The organism is Devosia sp. (assembly GCF_025809055.1).
GTDB lineage: Bacteria > Pseudomonadota > Alphaproteobacteria > Rhizobiales > Devosiaceae > Devosia.
Genome location: NZ_CP075529.1, coordinates 586,938 through 607,082, shown reverse-complemented (window position 1 = coordinate 607,082; position 20,145 = coordinate 586,938). Strand labels below are relative to the sequence as shown.

The window sequence follows — 20,145 nt, the reverse complement described above, 5'->3', positions numbered from 1 at the left end:
GAGTAGTTAGAGAAAATCAGCCGAGTCTCTTGTCAGCTCCAATCTGACCCTGGCAAGTTTCAAGCGGCCGCTCTTGCATGAACGCAGAATTTTGCGAGTTCTCGCGTTCGTTGTTCGGCCTGCGTTACGGATTGAATGTAACGGTGATCCTTGAACTCTTGATACTCGATTGCGACGGTGTCTATGTCTTCACGCGCCACACCCAGATAATGGGCACAAGCAGCAATTCCAGGGTCGAGCGCGTTCATGCTGCACCGAATCCCCCCTGGTTCAAACCCGAACTCGCCACGCGCCGAGAGGACCACTAGCTTCTTTCCGCTCAGAATGGGCTCAATCGGGAAATCCCCCCGCGCTAGATCGAACGAAAAGGTGCGCCCAATGCGCGAGATGTGGTCGATCCAGGCTTTAAGCGTTGATGGCATGCCGTAATTATACATCGGCGCACCCAGAATGATGACATCGGCACTCGCAACCTCGTCGATCAACTCGTCCGAGAGGGCCAGACGCTGGTTCATCCAATCCTCGCGCTGATCCGGAGGCGTGAACGCGGCATGGATGAAACGATGGTCAATGTTCGGCACCGGATCGGCGCCGACATCACGGGTGATGACATGCGCTTCGGCGTCTGCCGCCACAAATGCGCTGGTGAAAATCCCGGTCAGCTTGCGGGTGAGCGAGCGCTCCTCCAACTGGGCGCTGGCGTCAACGCGGAGCAAAGTTGCCATTGTTATCTCCTGGTGTGGTGAACTCGAAACTCTTGATTTCAAGGAGATATTGGTTCGCCGACGCGCTGGCCAAAGCGAATGTTTCAGGCGTAAGATGAATGAAATTCACCCTCACCGCAGCCATTTCGGATCGGACCACCGCCTTTGCGAAAATTGCCCCCTCTCCATGCCTTGCGGGCCTTTGAAGCGGCGGCACGGCAATTGAGCTTTACCAAGGCGGCCGATGAACTCGGGCTGACGCCTACCGCCATCAGCCATCAGGTTCGCCATCTTGAAGAGGTACTGAAAACCAGCCTGTTTCAGCGCTATCCCCGCCCAATCCGGCTGACCGAGGAAGGCGCGCGGCTATACCCGGTGCTGCGGGACAGCCTGGACCAAATTGCCGCTGCAATCGGGCAATTGAGCGCAAATGAGGGTGACACGCCCTTGCGCCTGTCGGTGACACTCGCCTTTGCCAGCCGCTGGCTGATGCCCCGTCTGGCAAAGCTGCGGCACGAGACCGGACTGTCGATAGACGTGGAAGCCGACGACAAGCCAGCTGATTTACACAGCTCTGGGATCGACATCGCCTTTCGCTATGCCGAAAAGCCCACCGCCGACGCGGAATGGCACCGGCTGTTTCCCGACCGCTCCATTGCTGTCGCCGCGCCCAGCCTTGTGCAGGCTGCCAAGCCTCCCACCCCCGAGGCGATACTGGCCCTGCCCCTTTTGAGCTATCGCTGGAAAATAGGCGCAGGCCTGGCCCCGGACTGGTCTCACTGGCAGCGGCTGGCCGGGATCGAGGGGCGTGCGCCACCCATCGCGCAGAACTTTTCCGAGGAAATTCACGCCATCGACGCCGCAGCAGCCGGCCATGGCGCGGTGCTGGCCTCCGAAGTGCTCGTCTCTGGCCTGTTGCGAACCGGAGAACTGGTCCGGCTCTCCGATATCGCCCTGCCGGGCAGGAGCTATTGGGCCGTATTTCTGCCCGACCATCCCCAGCGCGACCGGCTGATCACCCTGCTCGGGTGGATCCGGCAGCACAATTGATGCTGCCGGATCAGCCCTTCGGTTGTAAGCGGGTAGCCGAGGCCGTTACTGCCTGAAGTTCCATGGCATGAGGTCGGCGATCTGGCTGTTTGGCCAGCCCGCTGCGATGCGTTCGAGGGTCTGTGTCAGCCAGGCATTAGGATCGACGCCGTTCATCTTGGCGGTAGTGAGCAGCGTTGCGACTGTGGCCCATGCGCGCCCACCACCATCGGAGCCGGCAAAGAGCGCATTCTTGCGGGTAATGGTCTGCGGACGGATTGCGCGTTCGACGATGTTGGAGTCGATCTCGATACGACCATCGGCAAGAAAGCGCTCGAAGGTCGCCCGGCGGCTCAGGGTGTAGCGGATGGCCTCAGCCAGTTTAGATTTACCCGACAGGCGCGGCAGCTCCCGGTCCAGCATGGCGAACAGCTCGGTGACGATGGGGCGGGAGCGCTCGGCCCGGATGCTGGTGCGCAGTTCGGCGCCATAGCCGCGGATCTCTTCTTCGATAGCCCAGAGCGGCGCCATGGCCTTGACCACGGCACTGGTAAAGGGCGAGCCATCGCTGGCATGCAGGTCGAAGAACTTGCGCCGCGAATGGGCCCAGCACCCGGCCAGGGTCATGGCGTCATTGGCGCCACGATCCTTGCCCAGCCGATTATAGGCGGCATAGCCGTCGACCTGCAGGATACCGCGATAGCCATCCAGATGCTGGGCGACGCAGTCGCCGGACCGACTGTCTTCGAAGCGATAAGCCACCATCGGCGGTCCTGATCCACCGAACGGTCGATCATCCCGGGCATAGGCCCATAGCCAGGCGGTCTTCACCTTGCCCGAGCCCGGCGCCAGCGTCGGTAATCGGGTCTCATCGGCAAAGACCCGCTCGCCCTGTTTGATGGTGTGCAGAACATACTGGGCCAGCGGCTCGAGCTCGAAGCCGACCCGGCCCATCCACTGAGCCATCAGCGAGCGATCCAGTTCCACGCCATCGCGGGCGTAGATCTCTTCCTGGCGATAGAGCGGCAAGCCATCGGCATATTTGCTGACCGCCACCTGGGCCAACAGCGCCTCGGTCGGGATGCCGCCGGCAATCAGGTGATCGGGTGCCGGCGCCTGCACGATGCGGTCTTCGCCGTCAGCCAGGCGGTAGGCGTATTTTGGGCGGCGGGTGACGATGACGCGGAACGTGGCCGGGGTCACATCGAGGCGCTCGGAGACGTCCTCGCCAATGCGAACAGCTTCAAGGCCTACGCAGTCTGCCGGGACCTCTGGTTCGATAATCTGCTCGATGCGTTCCAGATGCGGCGCAAAGCCCTTGCGCGGCCGCGGCGGACGGGGGGCAGCAGTTCCAGCGCGCTTGTCGCGTTCGGCCCGGATCTCGCCGAGGCCCGTCTGCAGCTCATCGAACACGAAGGCCATCTGCTCGGCATCGAGCGGATCGATCCGCAGCTTTTCCGAGCGTGTCCCGAACTGTGCCCGCTTGAGCATGGCAACGATCGATTCCAGCCGAGCGATCTTTTCGGCATCGGCCACCTTGGCAGCAATCATCTGGGCGATTGCGGCTTCATGGGCAGCAACCTCGGCTTTAAGCGCCAGACGCTTCTGATCGGCCGACGCCTCCCTGGCATGGGCAGCCAAGATCATCGCCTTTAGGGCGGCGATATCATCGGGAAGTTTCTGTAAATCGGCGGGTTCCATGCCCGAACAATGGCATAAAACACCCCGGATTGCCTCAGTTTTTGTGTCAGTGAGTCAGACTGCCGCAGGCTTTTACCCAGCCGATTGTGGTCGGCTCATCGGCACCGAGCGAACCCGTTTCCAGTCCATACCATCCACCAAGGCAAGCAGTTGGGCATGGCCTAACTGAACCCGGCTATGGCCAATCCGGGGCCAGCAGAACGCGGCCTTTTCCAACCGCTTGGCGTAAAGGCATAGGCCAGTGCCATCCCACCACACGATCTTGATCCGGTCCGCCCGTTTTGCCCGGAACACATAAAGCGAACCGTTGAACGGATCGGCACCCGCATCCCGAACCAGGCCGACCAGGCCATCGGGTCCTTTCCTGAAGTCCACCGGCTGGCTGGCCAGGAACACCTTTACACCCGAGGGGATCATGCCGAGCGGACGGCGCGGAGGACACGGCGTAGATGATCCTCGCTGACCATCGGGCCAACGCGGACGGTAGCATCCGCGATGCCGATCTCGATGACCCCGCCCGAAGCGCCAGCCTCTTCGCCAGGCTCTTCCCGTCGTTCAACCTGGCCCTTGGCGATGGCTTTGCGGCGCCAGCCGAACAGTTGCGACGGCGACATCCCGTATAGCCGCGCCACCGCCGAAACGTTTACGTCCGGGGCCAGCGCTTCCTCCACAATCCGCGCCTTGGTCTCGTCAGGCCAGTTGCGCCGCGCCACCGCAGGACTGTTCTCCATCCTGCTCGGCACGACCTCGAGCAACTGGAAACTTCTATCACTGGGCATATGCGCAGACATAGGAACTCACACCGTCATCAAAACCACGGTGCCAATACCTCAGTCGCCGACTTCAGGTCAGACGGGATCTCCTTGGCGCTTACCTTCGGTTAGGCCAGAACCGTGACCGAGAGACTGCGCGGTGTGGAGTCCGCACCATTGATGGGCAGCAGGTCCATCGGGCAGGCCGAAATCACGGCAATCAGGTCCATCTCGGCGCGGAAGGTGACGAAGTCGGACGGGCGGGACACCGGTGGCAACCACAGCATGTCCCCGTTCTCCTGCGGAGGCGTATTCATCCACAAATTGAGCGGACACGGCACCTCTGGAAGCGCGATCCCGACAGCGGCCAAGGCCATGCGGAGATTGTCGGTGCAATTGTCGTGATAACCCGCATGCCCAAGCTTGTGGTAGCGATGGATGTCGCAGGAGGCGACAAGTGTATCGTGTACACCTGGCGAAGTGTCCTCCAGCAAGGTCAGAATATTACGCCGCCGGTTCGTCACCATTGCGTCCCCAGGGCCAGGCGTCAGCCGGCGCAGATCGGGGCGCAGATGCTCCATTGAGAGATGCTCGCCGGGATCGGCCTCGGAGAATGCCCAGAAATCCCCAACCTGACTGCCATGGGTATTGATAACCTTGAGGCGTTCGCCCCTACGAACGCGAATTGCCCGGCCTTCGCGAGCAGGCACGACGTGCAAGACCCCCTGTTCAATCCGCCCTGCATCGCCCAGAACCTGGTGGGCGGAGTTATTGGTGCCGTCCGGATGGTGTGCTGCGTATCGGCAAAGAAGCTCACTCATTTCCGATAGCCCTCAAGAAGGGGGCCAGGATAGGGCCGGGCCGGCTCGACCATGGGCTCCCAGGCCCCGCTGGCGCGCAGATGCGCCAAATGGGCCGCGATCTCTTCCAGTGGTGCAAACCAGACATCGCCACGAGAAAGTACCTGTTCGAGCCAGGACTCGACGACGCGCCACCGCGCCAGACGGCCAGTGAGGAAGGGATGCCAGATCCCGACCCACAGGCCGCCCACCGCATATTGCGCCTCGAACTCGGCAAAGGACGATTCCAGCCCCCGCTCAGGGCTCATCACCGGCATCATGTAGCCAATTTCGGGATAGTGGGCGAAGGGCGGCCAGTCATCGCTGCCCCAATGCACCGGAATTTCGATCAGCGCGCCCTGCTCGCTTTTGACAAGATAAGGCAAATCGTCCGCCATCATCGAGGAGTCGTAGGTGAGACCGTGCCGAATGGCGAGGTCGATGACCTCGGGAGTGACATTGTAGACCGGCGCCCGATAGCCCCGCGGGTTTTGCCCCGTGGCCTTGCGGCACACCTCCAGCGAGCGTTCAAACCAATAGGCCTGTTCGACGCTATCCTGTTCGGAGGGATCTTCGTGCAGATATCCGTGCAGCCCGATTTCGTGGCCACCCTCGAGAATGGCGTCCACCATATGGGGGTAGGTTTCAACCACCCAGCCGGGAATGAAGAAGGACTGTTTGAGCCCAAGTCGACGATATGTCTCAAGAATGCGCGGGACACCGACGTTCGGATCATAGCGCCCCATGCTGATCGGATAGAGCCGGCGATGGCTATCCTGCGGACGGGCCATATGGATCAGACTATCGGCGTCGACATCGAAGGTGATAGCGCAGGCGCAGCGGGCCCCATTGGGCCAGGCAATTGGATTACGGATCAATTCTATGTCCTTTGATGCAAAGGCGACCTGCAAGGGCGCAGGCAAGAGTGAGCAAGGCTCGGTCTGTGTTGGGCGCGCCAACAAGCTGAAGGCCGCACCATTGGCCCGGCGCTAGCTGGGCGACAGGCAGCGTTACCGCCGGCAGGTCCAGAAGGCTCGCCGCCATGGTCAGGCGCAAAATGTCCGCATTGACCCGGCTATAGAGCTTCGGATCTGACAGGAGCGGTTCCGCATTAGGCGCCATGAGCGCGACGGTCGGCAAAGCCACGACAATACTCTGCTGCGGCCAGCGTTGCCGCAAATTCTGCGCCGCGCAGCGCACGCCATCCATCGCCGCCCGGTCAGCACCCTCAGCGCGCTGCAGGCGGCTGGCCACCAGGGGATCAACCAGTGCAAACTGATCGGAGGACATAAGCTCGGCATGGGTCCGCGCCGCATCGATGCCACCCGGCCAGCCCTGCTTATCGATAAGCGTGATCGCTTCGGACAGAAGGGTGCTTGGCTGCCTGGTGCAACTGAAACCGGCTCTCCCTGCCTCGGCCAGTGTCTCGGAGACGGCATGGGCGATCTCGGGCGAGGCACGATCAGTGGCGTGGGCATCCAGCACGATTTGGGCCTGCTGGTCCGGGATGGAGTGGTCGCCGCTCAACACCGCATCGAGATCGCGCAGATCCTCAGCGGTGCCGGTGATCAGGCCGACCGTATCGAAATCGGGCGCTAGCGGCAGCACCCCGTCCATCGGGTAGCGGCCCTGTGTGGGGCGAAATCCGAACAAGCCATGAAACGCTGCCGGCACCCGGCAGGAGCCCGCCGTATCCGTCCCCACCGCCAGCCGCACAAGCCCGCGCGCGACAGAGGCCGCAGCACCGGATGAAGAGCCCCCCGGCACCCGACCATCCACAAGGGGGGTGCCGAAATGCGGGTTATGCCCAACACCGGAAAACGCGAACTCCGACAGATTGGTCGTGCCGATGGTAATCAGCCCGGCCGATGCGCCGCGCTGGACGACTGGCGCGTCACAACTAGCCGTGGGCATTCCCAGACGGGTGCGCGAGCCCGCGGTCGTGATCACACCTGCGACGGCGATCATATCTTTCCAGGAGACGGTTGCCCCGTCCAGCGGGCCAAGCGAACCGCCGGCCTGGAGCCGCGCTCTATAGGCCGCCGCCTCGCCTCGCGCCCGCGCATCCGTAACGGCCAGAAACACCTCAGGGGCGGCCTTCGAACGCTCCAGCCTGTTTTCGATGTCGATCAGACCATCTGCCGTCATTGTCCCGGCGCCCCGCTTCCGTTCATTCCCAGCACCACGCCATCCTGCGGCGACCACGAGGCGAACACGGGTTGCCCGGGGCGCGCCTCAAGAAGATCCAGATCGCGCTGCTGCAACTGGGCAACAATGGCAGTTCCCGCAGATGTCTCAAGATGGAGATTGACGACAGCGCCAGCGAACTCCTCCGACATCAGCGTGCAGGAGATCTCGTTGGTCGCGCCAGTCGGCCGGGGTGCGACGGCAATCCGGTCTGCGCGCACGGCCAGATCGACAGGCCCCGGGGCAAGCCTGGAGTCCATCGCCGGCAAATGCAGGACCCCGTCCTGGCTCTCGATGACAGAGTGGGCATCACGGTGCTGGCGGGCAGGCCCGCTGAAAATGCTGATGCCACCGACAAACTGGGCCACGAACCGCGTCGCGGGCCGCAGGAAGATATCCTGTGGGCTGCCGTGCTGCTCGATCTTGCCCCCATTCATGATGACCACACGATCGGCCAGCGAAAACGCTTCCGAATGGCTGTGGGTGACATAGATGAAGGTGATGCCCAGCTCTCGCTGGAGGCGCTTGAGCTCGCCCTGCATGCGGATGGACATATGCGTATCCAGAGCGGACAAGGGTTCGTCCAGAAGCAGGATCTTGGGCTCAAGGACAAGGCAGCGCGCCAATGCCACCCTCTGGCGCTGACCGCCCGAGAGCTTGGAAACATTGCGGTCCGCAAAGGCCGAAATGCCCAGCCGCTCCAGCCATTCGGCGCTACGACGACGACGCTCGGCCGCCGCGACCTTGCGCATCTTCAGGCCGAACTCAATGTTCTCCTGAACCGTCATGTACGGAAACAGGGCCAGATTCTGCCACACAAGCGGTGTCTCCCGCTGCCACACCGGCAGATCGTTGATCAGCTGGCCCTGCATCAGGATTTCGCCCTCACTCGGCTCCTCCAGCCCCGCCATCATGCGCAGGGTTGTGGTCTTGCCACAGCCGGAGGGGCCCATGATGGCGACGAACTCGCCCGAGGCGATGACGAGATCAATACCCTTCACCGCCGAGAATTGGCCGTAGGTTTTGGAAATCTTGTCGAGTTGAAGCAGGGGCTGGGTCATGTCGACACCTTGTTCTGTTTTGTCGGTGAAGCTTTGCGCAGCAGCAGTGCCTGGGCAGCAAACACCAGTGTCAGCGTGACCGTGAAGGTCAGCGTCCCGATCACGTGAATTGTTGGGTTGACCTGTCCTTGCAGCGTGTTGAGAACAACGACAGGAACCGTCTGTTCCAAACCGCCGACGAACCAGGCAATTGCATACTCGTCCAGCGACACGGCAAAGGTGATGAGCAGGGCAGCCACAAGCGCCGGAGCCACATGGGGAAGCACGATCAGGCCCAGGGCGCGGGCCGGACCCGCACCCAGATTTTGCGCCGCTATCTCGAGTTCGGATGGCATCTGCTCCAATCGCAGTCGACAGATCGCCATTGCGAATGGGGTTGCCAGAACGACGTGCCCGAAAATGATGGCGGCCACCGAGCCCGATATCCCGGCTCTCGAGAAGTAGGCCAGCATGGCTAAGCTCAGAACCACGACGGGCACGGTGGGTGGCAAAAGAGCCAGGGCGAGGATGGCACGCTGTCCGAAGAAGCGAAACCGGAAGTCGGCATAGGCCGCTGCAAAGCCCAGCGTGGTGGCGATGAGGGCCGTGGCGAGGGCAATCACAAGGCTGTTTGATAGAGCCGCTCCATTGCGCGGGTCGGCAAGGACATCCCCATACCAGCGCGTGCTCAATCCCGAGATATCGAGGCTGGGGAACCGGTCGGCGCTGAGCGAAAAGACCAGGGCCGAGAGGATCGGGGCATAGAGGATGACAAAGACAAGTCCCAGGCCACCAAACCAGACCCACGCAGGCAGGGCGTGTTTTAGATCGCGATCCATCAACGCCCCCTCTGCCGATAGGCCCACAGGACCGCGGCCAGCGATGTGAGCAGCAACACAGCGATCATCAGCACCGACACCACCGCAGCGCGTGGCCACTGCTGGCCGCCGCGGACCAGATCGGTCAGTAGGATGGGAAGGGTCTGAAAGCGCCCTCCCCCCAGATAGGTGGCGCTGACGAACTCCGCGTAGCACAAAAGGAACGCGAACAGCGCCCCCAGCGCGAGCCCTGCCCTGGCGGCGGGAAGGATCACCCGGAAAAGAACGTGCACAGGCCGCGCACCAAGATTGGCCGCAGCCGAAAGTTCGGTCCGGTCCACATTGGCAAGCGCAAGCGTCTGAAGCACCAGCACGACGGGAAGCGTCAGTGTTGCATGCCCCAGAAACAAAGCGGGATAGGTATTGAGCATGCTCGCGCCGGACCACCCCAGACCCTCGGTCAGCCGCGGCAGGACCCCGCCTTCGGCCAGAAACACCTGCAAGGAATAGACGCGGACCAGATAGCTGGTGAAGAATGGGGCCAGAACGAGGCCGAGCAGCATGAGGCGCAGGCGCGGGGCCACGAGAAAGGCCATGGCGTAAGAGGCAGGGAAAGCCAACAGGGACACGAGCACGGCACTGAGTAGGGCCAACCCATAGGTTCGCCAGAACGTTGCCCATAAAAACTCGAGGCCGAGCACATATTGCCAGGCCGAGCCGCTGAAATCAGGGGTCAAGCGATAGTTCTGGACGGACCAGAAGGAGATCGCGATCAAAAGGGCCAGCGGCCCGAGAAAGAAGGTCGTGAACCAGATCGGCATCGGCGCCGCCCAGAGCGAAAACCAGGCACGCCGTCCCAGCCGCGTATGCAGAGAAAAGCTAGACATCAGGTGATCCTGAGCATGAGGAAAGATCCCGGCATTGGCAGTGCCTGGCCGGAGCCAGCGCACCGCCAATGCGGATTGGCCGACGCCCTCAGGCGTTCTTGTAGCGAACCCAGGCGTCGTTCCAGGTTTCCAGAGACTGGTGCACCGGAAGCCGCCGGAGCTGGATGCGCCCCGCCCGGATCTCATCAAGGGCATTGCCGCCGACAAGGTTCATGTTCTGGCGCGCCGCCTCGGCAGGGTGCAGTTCGTTAAGCAGGGCCCAGCCGCCTCGGGTGGGCACCATGGCCGGATAGGCACGCAAGGTTGCCGTCGCCACCTGGCCCTCGGGACTCAGCATGTAGCGGATGAACTCCCTGGCGAGATCCTGATTGCGGGAGCCCTTGCCGATCGACAGTGACTCGGTCCACTGCAGGCCGCCCTGTTCGGGGATGGTGGTTGCGACATTGCCGCCGTCGCGCTGAAGAACACCGGTGATCCAGTCACCGATTCCCGGCATCGCGACGATCTCGCCAGACCGCAGGGCCGACAGCGTGCCACCATAGTCATAAAAACCCTTCACCTGCGGACGCAGCGTCATGGCGCTGGCCTGAACCCCATCCCAGGCCTCCTGGGAAAGGTCGAAGGCTGCTGCATTGCCCTCGATCAGGCTCATCACGCCGAAATTGGGCAGGTGCCAATCGAACTGTCCGATCCTGTTCCGAACAGAATCTTCCCACATCACGCGATAGCTGCGCGCCTGCTCGGCACTGATGGCATCAAGATTGTGCGAGAGGCCGAGAAAGCCAAAGCGCAAAAAGACGGCGTACATGCCGTCTTCGTACCAATGGCCCTCGAACTTCTCGAATTCGGGAAAGAAGTCATCCAGCGGATAATCTTCCGGGTCGAGGCGTTCGATATAATCGGCCTGGTAAAGCTGCGAGACATATTCGGAATCGGCCAAAACAACATCATAGGTTCCAACAGGTGACTGGGCGATCTGCGCCAGCATCTGGTCCCCGCCGACATATTCCTTGGCGCGGATGCGGAGGTTGTGGGCCTCTTCAAAAGGTCCGATCACCTCCGGGGTCGCATGACCCGCCCAGGTCAGCATCGTCAGTTCCCGGGTCTGTTGAGCACGCAGAATGCTCGGCGTTGCCAAAACGGCCGATGCTGCAAGACCGTACTTCAGCAGCGAACGGCGTGAAGGCTTTGGGTCCATCATGGTCTCTCTCCCTTATTGGCGCTGGATGTGACAGCGCCAGAGCATTGCAGCCATGAGACGTACCAAAATGCAAATAATCTGGGTTGCGCCAAATATAAACAAAACTTATTGTTGGCCATGCACACTCGGCAACTCGAATGCTTTCTCACCTTGATGCGCCACGGTACAATGACCCGTGCTGCAGAGATGCTGGGTATTTCGCAACCAGCGGTCAGCCACACGATCACCAATCTGGAAGAGCAGCTGGGCTTCCTCCTGTTTGTCCGGCGGTCAGGCCGATTGCAGCCCACACCTGAAGCAAGGCTGTTTCACGACCATGCCCATCGTGCGGTCGAGGCATTGGAACGCGCGTCTCACGCGGCTGAGGAAATCCGTCTGGGGCAGCGAGGCCATTTATCCATCGCCGCCTATGCAAGCATGTCGATCAGCCTTCTGCCGCGTATCGTTTCGCTGTTCACGGCGCATCGCCCCCACGTGAGGGTAAAGATCATTTCACGACCGTCCGAAACGGTGCGCCAGCTGATTTCGACCCAGCAATTTGACCTAGCCATCGCCGAACTGCCGCTCGACTATCCCGGCAATCGCATGGAGGTCTTTTCCTATGAGTGTCAGTGCATGATACCGCCGGACCACCCGCTTGCGGAGAAGGCAGTTATCACACCGGCAGATCTGGACGGAGTGCCGTTTGTTAGCCTCTTTCGAGGAGACCCCATATACCAGCAATTGGCCGCGGCGTTCTCGAAGTATGGCGCGAAATGGAATGTGGTCGCCGAAACAGAATTTTTCTCTACCGCGTGTGAGCTAGTTGAAGCAGGATGCGGGGTGGGGATAATTGATCCAGTAGTAAGCAACCCGTTTTCTGGAAACGTCGTAAAGAGGCCATTTCTTCCAACGATCAACTACGACATCGCCGTACTTCGTCCACCTTTTGAGGAACTTTCCGAGATAGCTAAGGAGTTTGTTGTTCTACTGCGCGAGCACTTAACCGAATAGACTTGTCTGGACCAATTGAGATCGGAACCCAAAGTTAACTGGCCGCATCAAGATGCGCTCACCACTTTGACCTCGCTGGTTCCGCGTTCCTAAGACAGGTGAGCCGTGTATTGCGGTTTGGAACGGCAGCGACAGGGGGAAATCGGCGAAGAGCCCAGATCGCCAAACTGCGGCGCTCCGACTAAGTCCGGCGGCCCCTTTGAAAGTTGCAATTATTGAACTTCCGGCGTCGGTCGCAATTTCAGAAGAATGCATCGCAGTACAGCGGTTTTCTCGGTGGCCTCTGCGCCGTGCCTGTGGCAACTATCAGGAAAGGGACAACCTACTTCAAAATGTCCCTTTTGGGGCGCGTTGCTGATCGTCGGCTTATTCAGTAGCGGCCATCGCTACCCATCTGGGGGAGCAGCCACGTTCGCGCGCATCAGTGGCAACTCTGGCCGGTCAGACATCACCGTCTACGGCTGGTGCCGCTGCTGATCTGAGCGTGACGATGAATTGGGCACTAACCTGATCCGGGACTGTCAGTAATTTCGTGTGTGGCGGGCGATTGCACTATTACGCCGCCATGGCGCGAATGAAGCGCTCGCCGAAGATGACGGCGAACTGCGCCTTGGCCATGGACCACTCACGTGGCGGCATTTTCCACTCTTTCTCTGACCGGTTCAAGATCAGATACAGCAGCTTGGTGGCGGCATCGTCGCTGGGGAAGTGGCCCCTGGCCCTGACCGCCCGCCGCAGCTTTGAGTTCAGCGCCTCGATGGCGTTTGTGGTGTAGACGATCCTGCGGACCTCATCAGGGAAGGCAAAGAACGGGATAACCTCGCTCCAGGCGCGCCGCCAGCTCTGGCCGATGGCGGGATAGCGCTGGCCCCAGAAGCCGGCGTCGAAGTCCGTCAGGGCCTTTTCGGCGGCGTCGGCATCGGTGGCGCGGTAAATCTGCTTGAGCGCACTCGCCAACCCCTTGCGGTCCTTCCAGGAGACGAAGTCCATCGAGTTGCGCAGCAGATGGACGATGCAGGTCTGAACCACCGTCTCGGGGAATACGGCAGTAATCGCTTCAGGGAAGCCTTTGAGGCCATCGACGACTGCCAGCAGGATATCCTCGGTGCCGCGGTTCTTGAGCTCGTTCATCACCCGCAGCCAGAACTTGGCGCCTTCATTCTGCTCGAGCCACAGGCCCAGCACTTCCTTGGCGCCATCGGCGCGCACCCCCAGGGCGATATGGATCGCCTTGTTGCGCACCATGCCCTCGTCGCGGATCTTGACCCGGATGGCATCGAAAAAGACCAGAGGGTAAATCGGATCGAGCGGCCGCTGCTGCCAGGTGGCAACCTCATCGAGGACAGCGTCGGTCACCGTACTGATCAGGGCCGGCGACACATCGATACCATACAGGTCGCGCAGGTGGCCCGCGATCTCCCTGGTGCTCATGCCGCGGGCATACATCGACACGATCTTGTCGTCGAAGCCTGGAAAGCGGCGTTGGTACTTGGCAATCAGCTGCGGATCAAAGCTGGACTGCCGATCACGCGGCACATCAATCTCAAGCTTGCCGGTCTCGGTCGTCACCGTCTTGCGGCCATAACCGTTGCGCGTGTTGCCGGCGCCATCTTCGCCGGACAGATGGTGGTCCATCTCTGCGTTCAAAGCGCGTTCGGTCAACGCCTTCTTCAGCGAATCCAGCAAACCGCCTTGCTCAAAGGCCGCACTGGCAGCGCCACCAGCCAGAAGCTGATCGAGAAGTTCATTTGGGATGGCAGGCTCTTTGCGTCGAGACATATGGGACTCCTTGTTTACCCATTATGCCCGACCACACACGAAAATCCTGACACTCCCCCTGATCCCGAACAACGGTCGGTTAAACCGCACGACATTCGGAGGCAACTCCGGCACCGGATCGGCGCTGTTCGCCGGCGTCGGTACCGCCACGGTCTTGCCGAACGTCACCTCTGCCGGCGCCGGCTTTGGCGTCCGCGCTTTTCGCACCGCGTCCGCGATCGGTTCTGCGACCTTCGCCGCGACGAGGATCGCCTCGACGACGGTGTCGTCGTAACTTTCGAGCATCGGCGCAATCATCTCGGCCGTCATGCCGTCGAGGATCAGATGGTCCTCGTCGACGCCGGCCAGCGGATCGTCCGGGGTGTTCAAATCGGCGACAGCTTTCTGCATCTGCTCGACCGCGACGACGAAGTGCGGCGCCTGAGCCCTGCCCTGCCAGACGATGCCGGACCTTTTGTCGTCGTATGTGAACATGCCCTTGAGCACGCGCGTCGTGATCATGCCCATCGCCTCGTCGAACTCGCCAGTGCGCTTGGCGGCATCGCCGATCTCGTCATCGACTTTGTCGGCCCTCGGCAAGCCAAACGTCCGCACGCGAGCCTGCCGTGTCACTCGAACGTCGGTCGGCTCATGAAAGACTTCGGAGACCTTTACCGCCGCGTCGCCCGACCACGCCGGCACGAAGCCAACGTGCTTCTGTCCATCGACAGAGAACTCGATGACATCGACACCGCGCTGCAGGCGCTCGGAATTGCGGAACCGCTCCTCGGTCGCCGCCAGCGCGGCATCGCTGACACCAGACGTGTGGAAGTGGCCCAGCCGGCCGCCGCCCAGAAATCCACCGATGGCCATCTCATGCAGCACGGGGATCGACCGTCCGAATGGCCGCGCCAGATCTTCGAGGCCGATGACCTCGTCGATGACGACATTCTTCGGTAGCGCGCGGCCGGCATGGTACCAGACTGGTATAGTACCCGAGCGGTAGACGGGACGGAGGCGACCGAGGAACTGCGACAACTCTTCTTCGCGGACCTGCTCTACCAATAGCTTCGCCCATGCTCCATCTGGTTCGTAGACAGGGACCGTGGCAATGCCACCGTCGCGCAGGCGATATTCGCGGTCGACCATGGTCCGCTGCAATTTCGGCGCGTCCTCTTCGAGCCCTTCTCGACCGTTGCCCCAATAGTCGATGGGTTTTTCCGGCTCGGGCAGGTCGAACGTGAGCGCGCCAGTATATGCATCGACATCAGCCGGCGGCATCTCGAGCTGACCGATGCTGAAGGCCGCTGCGTGATGTTTCGCGAAGTCCAATCCCCGGACTGCGCCGAAATGCATCCCATGGACATTGGTAGGCTGCTGCCAGCCTGCGAAGATGTGCTTGCGGACGGACATGGCGCTGCCCGAAACCACGGCGCTGTCGCCGTGCATAATGGAGAGTGTGCTGATTGCCTCGCGCAGCAGCGTCTGCCTCGCCGCCTTCGCCATGACCGTCTCGCTGGAATCGTCGCGATGCGGCAATAGACGGGATTTGGCGTAGGAACCGTCCGGGATCATCACAGTCTTGACCAGCAGCGGCGCATCGATGTCGTGGATGGTGATCTCGCAGCCCCAGATGCGCTCGAGGATTTGCGCGTTGCCGGAAGCATCGAGCCACATGACCGGGCAACCACCGAAATTGAGCTTCTTGCGCCAGCTCACGCACACATTGACCCCGTCGTCGATCAGCTTGATGCGAGCATCTCTCTCGCCATGAACTTCCACGTTCTCGCTGATGGCGTTGACTCGCTCCTGCAGCAAACCGATGGCGATGTGCTCGTCGACCAAATACTTGGTTTTCTGCTTGCCAACGTGGGCGCGAAGGTCGGTGACTGGGATGTCGGGATGGATTTCGACGACAATCCTTTGCAAAGCGCCGGTGACCCAGCGGACGTCGTCTAGCCGATCTTTGCCGTGGTCGACGGCGACAATGGCGCGGGCAATGTCTGTCCGTTCCTCGATGGCTTTGGCAATGATGGGACCGAGGAACTCGCGCGACCCGAAACGGGCCTTGGCATCGACGCCCTTCTTCTTCTCGGCCTTGGTGGCCTCTGGCTCAGGACGGCCGGCCGTGAATGTCCGCAGCGGGAATTTCCGCACGCCGAACGTCTTGTCCCAGATTTTTTCATCGATCACGACGGCCCCGACGACATCCTTCAGAGCCTTCGGGATATTTGAAGTGACGAACGCATGCGGCGACAGGATGAGGTCGGCGACCGGCAGCTCAAGCAGCTGCTTCATCGCGCCGCAAGCGAGGTCCTTGTCTTCAAGTTCTGGGTTGTTGGGATGGAAAGGGCAATACCGCGGGACTTTGGTTGTGACCTTCTCGCCATCCTGTTCGAACTCTTCCATGACGTCCGATTTGCATAGGCGCGAAGTTGGCATACCTGCGGCCTGCAGGAGCTCCACCTTTTCCTTCTGGTTGCACCCGGCAGCGAGCTTGCCTTTGAAGAAGGCCACGTGCAGGCCCGAGCCGGCCTCGGCGATGATGTCCGCTGCCCTGTGCTCTGTCGCCTTTGTCCAAAGACCCAGATCCTCACGGCCAGCGATCTCGTCGATGTTGGTGTAGCTGGGCAGCAGCATCAAAATCGGCTTAAGCTTGCGATCGGGATGGAGCGCTTTCCACTCACACAGGCATTTTGCCGTCATCGTCGTCTTGCCTGAACCGGTCGGCGCTTTGAGCAAATGGGCCGGCGGGAGGTTGTCGCCACTGGAGTTCTGGAACATCCAGACTGCATCCAGCCACTGCATGATCGCGGCCTTGATTTCACGCGATACCCGAGCGGTGGTCTCGACGTCGTTCGGCTTCAGCGCCAGCGTTTTGGCTACCGCGGCGTCGGGATCCGTGCGGCGATAAATATCGTCCGGCAAACGCTTTCGGTTCTTCGGTGGCGGCAGCCAGGACAGCTCGTCGTCGTACTGGACGACGCCCTGCCTGACTTTCGGCTCGGGCTTCTTGCTTTCGGCATTTAGACGTCGGGTGCCAATGGGCGCGAAATCAGGGGCGCCGGCAGCGATCTTCGTCGCGTCGCCCCGGATCATCTCGCGGATCACGCGCATTGCCGTCGATGGCGGCAGCTTGTCATTTGCGGTGTAGTCGAGATAGTCGACGGACTCGTCAAAGAGCGCTTTGGCGATGGCGTTCACACCGGCATAATCGACTGCACGGCTATCGCCTACGATTGGGGCAACGATGCCGGCATTGTACCGCGCCCAAGGCTTAGATCTCACCAGCAACCAGTGGCGGCGGGTATCCGTCAGCACAGGTGCTTCCGAAATTGCCTTCGGCATTGGCGGCGTGCGGATCTCACCAACATCGGTATCGAACCACTGGACCAGCGCTTTGCCGTAGTCCCTGCGGATAGAGTCGTATTTGACGATCCCGGCTAGGTCATGCACATCGCCGATGAACTGAATAATCTGTTCTTCGTCGGCCTCCGGCAGCTGGTCCGGCGACATCGTGAACGGCTCGGCTTCGCGTAGCCACGAATAGACCTCGCCCTGCGCGTGGTGCCGTCCGTAGAGAGTAATGAGCGTGCCGTCGTCTTTGAGTTCGATTTGCTGCTTCTCGGTACCGAAGGGCTGGAGCAGTTCGAAGTTCTTCCGCTTCAGCCGGAGAGCGCCGAGCTTGCGCTTGAAGAAGAGCGCGGCCTTCGGCGTCGACAGGCGACCACGCATCAGAGGGGTGCGACCGAAACGCCGGTCCGCGGCCTCCTGCACCTGCCGCATCAGGTCGCGGTCGAGAATATCGAGATCGAGGCAGAACCAGCCATGGGTCCCCGGGGAATCGCCGGTCACGCCAGCGACGTTCAAGTCCTTGAGCTTTTCGTTTTTCCTCCACCCATCGCCCTTCGCCCACATCTCGACGACCTGGCGGTCGGGCATCGCTTCGTGCATGCGATACTGGTTCTTGTAACGAATCTGCCCGTGATGCGGCGTGCCGACGTACATGCGATGGAAGCCGGGCTTTCGATCCTCGCCGTCGCGGCCGTCAGTCTGCGGGATCACAGCCCAGCCGCGGTCGTGCAATGCGAGACCGATTCGTCCGAAGGTGAACGCAGGATCAGGCGCCCACACCGGAAGATGCGGTGTCGGCTTGAGGACGATGCCGCCACTCGGACGTGCCTGTGCTGTCGGTGATTTCGACCCTCTCGGGTCCTGCCATTTCGGCATTGTCTCGTTCCGTATCTATGCATTTGTGCTGCCGATCTAGCGTCGGCTCGCACGATTGAAGATACGCAAGGCGGCGCACGAATCAACACCCCGGACAGTTTTTATTCGTCAAGCTTCCAATGTTGACACCAATGTTGACACCATCCGATGGATTGAAACGCCAATCCATGCGCGACTATTTTCAATCGTTCGCGTTGACCTAAGCAAAGCACGCCGTGATCTTCTGCAAAATAGCAGGGATCGTCTTCGGTGCAGCGCCTTCAGTCTCATCGTCAATTCAATAATTCCGTCGAAAAACGCGTTCACAAGGACGAATTGATCGACAGGATTACGTATCTGTTCAAGTCGAATGGCGTCACGTCGCAGTCGATCAGGGCCATTGATCCTTCTCTGAAGCCGTCCGAGATCACGTATCTCTTCAATCACAACATCGATCGCCTCGGCGTGGAAAGACTATCTCGAATAGAGTCATCGATCCTTGCGGCACTCGAAATGAGGGCCGCAGCATGACCGTTCTGCAGGACGCCGTCCGCACCCGCCCCCGCCCAAAATGCTGGGACCCGATTCGCGAGCAAGCCGCTGGTTTCGTGAATCGCGAACGCACGAAGCAGCGGCTCAAGTCTGCTGAGCTGGCGCGACGAATCGGTATCGACCGCGAGCTGCTGACGAAGAAACTCAGCAAAACCAATCGCGGAGAGTTCGAGGACATCGGCGTCGAGTTCCTGTTCCGCTGCGTCGAGGCCCTTGGCTACGAAGTGAAGGTCGAGATCGTGCCGAAAGGCAAGGCGGTGTCGTCATGACCCGCGTCCTCGCCTTCGATCTGGCCACCTTCGCCGGCGTCGCCTGGCGCGACGACTTCGGCAGCATCATCACGCGTGCGATCGACCTTCGTGAGATGGCCGGAATCAAGAAAAGCCATGCCGCCCGCGAGCACTCGAAGCTGTTTGCTGCCCTTTATCGCCTGATCGGCGACTTGATGGTCGACATGGAGCTCGTCGGCCAGATCGATGTCTTCTCCATCGAGAACGACACCGGCCGCAACAAAGCCACCTCCGCTCTGCTGGCAGGCTATCGCGCCATCGTCCACCTGAAAGCCGCCCACCTCGGCATCTGCGTCGTCGACGATCTCGATGCCTCGCAGGCCCGCAAGCTCGCCGGCGTTGGTGGTGGCAGCACGCCGAAAGACATCGCCGTCGCCAATGCCCAGCGCATCTATCTCCTCGACGGCTGCGAGGACGAGGTCGATGCCGGCGTGCTGCTGATCGGCACCGAGCAGTGGCTGAAGGCCGCCCCCATCCGCGAAGCCAACGAGACCCAGAAGCGCCGTCTCAAGGCTCGGATCAACAGATCGCTGGCGAAAGCTGGCTCCCCCATAGCTGCCGGCAAGACCGTCCGTCCGGCGCCGGCAGCGATACCCACTCATGGAGTGAAGTCATGAATCTTCTGCAGTTCAAGTCGCCGGCCGACCGCTCGGTCTACATCAACCCGCGCACGTCGTGTCGGTCCGTCGCTTCAAGGGCAATGTCAGCATCGCCTGGGCACCCCGATTGGTTCCATGCGTGGTGGCAATGGATCGAGGCACGCGGCTTCCAGATCTGGCAGTATCAGAAGCCAACGTGGACGCCGAAAGGCATGTATCTTGCAGTCGGCCCTGCAGGCCACCCTGATGGCGATCATTGCGTCGTCATGCGTGCAGGTGAGCTGTATCATGACCCTGCCGGGCCGATGGCGGTGGGGCTTCAGTCGATCGACTTCATCGTATTGCTTCTGCCGCTCGATCCGGCAGCCGCCCTGTTTTTGAGCGGACGCGGGGTCTAGACGAGCAAGCGTTAATATCGCTGCCGAATAGTAGATCGCATTCTAAGCGTTTACGTTTTTCGCCTACGGTGCCCCGAAAAATTGGGGGATCAGAATGCGTTGTCTACATCCACACTGCCCTATGGGTCATGGCGCCGCGTCATGGGACGAGGTGGTCGACCACCCGGCAATGAAGGTGTAGGCCAAGG

18 protein-coding genes are annotated in these 20,145 nt (G+C 61.0%); 5 read left to right on the top strand and 13 right to left on the bottom strand.

All coding sequences use genetic code 11. The features are described from left to right. Positions 1 to 59: 59 nt before the first annotated feature. Complete coding sequence (locus KIT02_RS02960) at positions 60 to 725, bottom strand: NAD(P)H-dependent oxidoreductase (RefSeq protein WP_297582056.1); 666 nt, start codon at positions 723 to 725, stop codon at positions 60 to 62. Positions 726 to 869: 144 nt separating this feature from the next. On the opposite strand from KIT02_RS02960, the gene KIT02_RS02955 reads away from it, so the two are divergent. Then, positions 870 to 1,754 (top strand): LysR substrate-binding domain-containing protein, encoded by an 885-nt coding sequence (locus KIT02_RS02955; protein ID WP_297582055.1) that lies wholly within the window; start codon positions 870 to 872, stop codon positions 1,752 to 1,754. Positions 1,755 to 1,799: 45 nt separating this feature from the next. Here KIT02_RS02955 and KIT02_RS02950 read toward each other — a convergent pair whose 3' ends face one another. From KIT02_RS02950 to KIT02_RS02905, 10 genes are all read right to left on the bottom strand, one after another. Continuing rightward, a complete protein-coding gene (locus KIT02_RS02950) occupies positions 1,800 to 3,434 on the bottom strand; it encodes an IS66 family transposase (RefSeq protein WP_297582054.1) in 1,635 nt (544 codons plus the stop codon). Positions 3,435 to 3,506: 72 nt separating this feature from the next. Then, positions 3,507 to 3,830 carry an IS66 family insertion sequence element accessory protein TnpB gene (tnpB, locus tag KIT02_RS02945; protein ID WP_297582051.1) on the bottom strand — a complete coding sequence of 108 codons (324 nt, stop codon included), beginning with the start codon at positions 3,828 to 3,830 and terminating at the stop codon, positions 3,507 to 3,509. Positions 3,831 to 3,847: 17 nt separating this feature from the next. Continuing rightward, positions 3,848 to 4,189, bottom strand: a complete 342-nt coding sequence (locus KIT02_RS02940) for a transposase (RefSeq protein WP_297582044.1) — start codon at positions 4,187 to 4,189, stop codon at positions 3,848 to 3,850. A gap of 125 nt (positions 4,190 to 4,314) precedes the next feature. Beyond that, positions 4,315 to 5,007 carry an urea carboxylase-associated family protein gene (locus tag KIT02_RS02935; protein WP_297582041.1) on the bottom strand — a complete coding sequence of 231 codons (693 nt, stop codon included), beginning with the start codon at positions 5,005 to 5,007 and terminating at the stop codon, positions 4,315 to 4,317. Continuing rightward, positions 5,004 to 5,903: a polysaccharide deacetylase gene (locus tag KIT02_RS02930; protein WP_297582039.1), complete on the bottom strand. Its 900-nt coding sequence runs from the start codon at positions 5,901 to 5,903 to the stop codon at positions 5,004 to 5,006. The genes KIT02_RS02935 and KIT02_RS02930 overlap by 4 nt, the downstream gene beginning before the upstream one ends. Next, the gene (locus tag KIT02_RS02925) at positions 5,893 to 7,173 is read right to left on the bottom strand and encodes an amidase family protein (protein WP_297582036.1); all 1,281 of its coding nucleotides are present in this window, start codon (positions 7,171 to 7,173) and stop codon (positions 5,893 to 5,895) included. Before KIT02_RS02925 ends, KIT02_RS02930 begins: the two co-directional genes overlap by 11 nt. Beyond that, positions 7,170 to 8,273, bottom strand: a complete 1,104-nt coding sequence (locus tag KIT02_RS02920; RefSeq protein WP_297582034.1) for an ABC transporter ATP-binding protein — start codon at positions 8,271 to 8,273, stop codon at positions 7,170 to 7,172. The genes KIT02_RS02925 and KIT02_RS02920 overlap by 4 nt, the downstream gene beginning before the upstream one ends. Further along, positions 8,270 to 9,091 (bottom strand): ABC transporter permease, encoded by an 822-nt coding sequence (locus KIT02_RS02915; protein WP_297582031.1) that lies wholly within the window; start codon positions 9,089 to 9,091, stop codon positions 8,270 to 8,272. The genes KIT02_RS02920 and KIT02_RS02915 overlap by 4 nt, the downstream gene beginning before the upstream one ends. Then, positions 9,091 to 9,957: an ABC transporter permease gene (locus tag KIT02_RS02910; protein ID WP_297582029.1), complete on the bottom strand. Its 867-nt coding sequence runs from the start codon at positions 9,955 to 9,957 to the stop codon at positions 9,091 to 9,093. The genes KIT02_RS02915 and KIT02_RS02910 overlap by 1 nt, the downstream gene beginning before the upstream one ends. 88 nt (positions 9,958 to 10,045) lie before the next feature. Then, complete coding sequence (locus KIT02_RS02905) at positions 10,046 to 11,158, bottom strand: spermidine/putrescine ABC transporter substrate-binding protein (protein ID WP_297582028.1); 1,113 nt, start codon at positions 11,156 to 11,158, stop codon at positions 10,046 to 10,048. A gap of 27 nt (positions 11,159 to 11,185) precedes the next feature. Here KIT02_RS02905 and KIT02_RS02900 point away from each other — a divergent pair, with 27 nt between their 5' ends. Next, positions 11,186 to 12,151: a LysR family transcriptional regulator gene (locus tag KIT02_RS02900; protein WP_297582025.1), complete on the top strand. Its 966-nt coding sequence runs from the start codon at positions 11,186 to 11,188 to the stop codon at positions 12,149 to 12,151. A 555-nt stretch (positions 12,152 to 12,706) separates the two neighbouring features. Here KIT02_RS02900 and KIT02_RS02895 read toward each other — a convergent pair. Together KIT02_RS02895 and KIT02_RS02890 are read right to left on the bottom strand one after the other, a co-directional pair. Next, positions 12,707 to 13,930: an IS256 family transposase gene (locus KIT02_RS02895; protein ID WP_297582023.1), complete on the bottom strand. Its 1,224-nt coding sequence runs from the start codon at positions 13,928 to 13,930 to the stop codon at positions 12,707 to 12,709. 21 nt (positions 13,931 to 13,951) lie between these two features. After that, positions 13,952 to 18,139: a bifunctional DNA primase/polymerase gene (locus KIT02_RS02890; RefSeq protein WP_297582020.1), complete on the bottom strand. Its 4,188-nt coding sequence runs from the start codon at positions 18,137 to 18,139 to the stop codon at positions 13,952 to 13,954. Positions 18,140 to 18,645: 506 nt separating this feature from the next. On the opposite strand from KIT02_RS02890, the gene KIT02_RS02885 reads away from it, so the two are divergent. The 3 genes from KIT02_RS02885 to KIT02_RS02875 are packed head-to-tail and all read left to right on the top strand — an operon-like array spanning position 18,646 to position 19,957. Next, positions 18,646 to 18,939: an XRE family transcriptional regulator gene (locus KIT02_RS02885; RefSeq protein WP_297582017.1), complete on the top strand. Its 294-nt coding sequence runs from the start codon at positions 18,646 to 18,648 to the stop codon at positions 18,937 to 18,939. Beyond that, positions 18,936 to 19,577 (top strand): hypothetical protein, encoded by a 642-nt coding sequence (locus KIT02_RS02880; RefSeq protein ID WP_297582015.1) that lies wholly within the window; start codon positions 18,936 to 18,938, stop codon positions 19,575 to 19,577. The genes KIT02_RS02885 and KIT02_RS02880 overlap by 4 nt, the downstream gene beginning before the upstream one ends. Beyond that, positions 19,574 to 19,957: a hypothetical protein gene (locus KIT02_RS02875; RefSeq protein ID WP_297582013.1), complete on the top strand. Its 384-nt coding sequence runs from the start codon at positions 19,574 to 19,576 to the stop codon at positions 19,955 to 19,957. Before KIT02_RS02880 ends, KIT02_RS02875 begins: the two co-directional genes overlap by 4 nt. Positions 19,958 to 20,145: the final 188 nt, after the last annotated feature.

Coding starts and splice junctions, on each gene's coding strand:
- KIT02_RS02960 (WP_297582056.1), bottom strand. CDS start 725: ATGGCAACTTTGCTCCGCGTTGACGCCAGCGCCCAGTTGGAGGAGCGC.
- KIT02_RS02950 (WP_297582054.1), bottom strand. CDS start 3,434: ATGGAACCCGCCGATTTACAGAAACTTCCCGATGATATCGCCGCCCTA.
- KIT02_RS02935 (WP_297582041.1), bottom strand. CDS start 5,007: ATGAGTGAGCTTCTTTGCCGATACGCAGCACACCATCCGGACGGCACC.
- KIT02_RS02925 (WP_297582036.1), bottom strand. CDS start 7,173: ATGACGGCAGATGGTCTGATCGACATCGAAAACAGGCTGGAGCGTTCG.
- KIT02_RS02920 (WP_297582034.1), bottom strand. CDS start 8,273: ATGACCCAGCCCCTGCTTCAACTCGACAAGATTTCCAAAACCTACGGC.
- KIT02_RS02915 (WP_297582031.1), bottom strand. CDS start 9,091: ATGGATCGCGATCTAAAACACGCCCTGCCTGCGTGGGTCTGGTTTGGT.
- KIT02_RS02910 (WP_297582029.1), bottom strand. CDS start 9,957: ATGTCTAGCTTTTCTCTGCATACGCGGCTGGGACGGCGTGCCTGGTTT.
- KIT02_RS02905 (WP_297582028.1), bottom strand. CDS start 11,158: ATGATGGACCCAAAGCCTTCACGCCGTTCGCTGCTGAAGTACGGTCTT.
- KIT02_RS02895 (WP_297582023.1), bottom strand. CDS start 13,930: ATGTCTCGACGCAAAGAGCCTGCCATCCCAAATGAACTTCTCGATCAG.
- KIT02_RS02890 (WP_297582020.1), bottom strand. CDS start 18,139: ATGCCGAAATGGCAGGACCCGAGAGGGTCGAAATCACCGACAGCACAG.
- KIT02_RS02885 (WP_297582017.1), top strand. CDS start 18,646: ATGACCGTTCTGCAGGACGCCGTCCGCACCCGCCCCCGCCCAAAATGC.
- KIT02_RS02880 (WP_297582015.1), top strand. CDS start 18,936: ATGACCCGCGTCCTCGCCTTCGATCTGGCCACCTTCGCCGGCGTCGCC.
- KIT02_RS02875 (WP_297582013.1), top strand. CDS start 19,574: ATGAATCTTCTGCAGTTCAAGTCGCCGGCCGACCGCTCGGTCTACATC.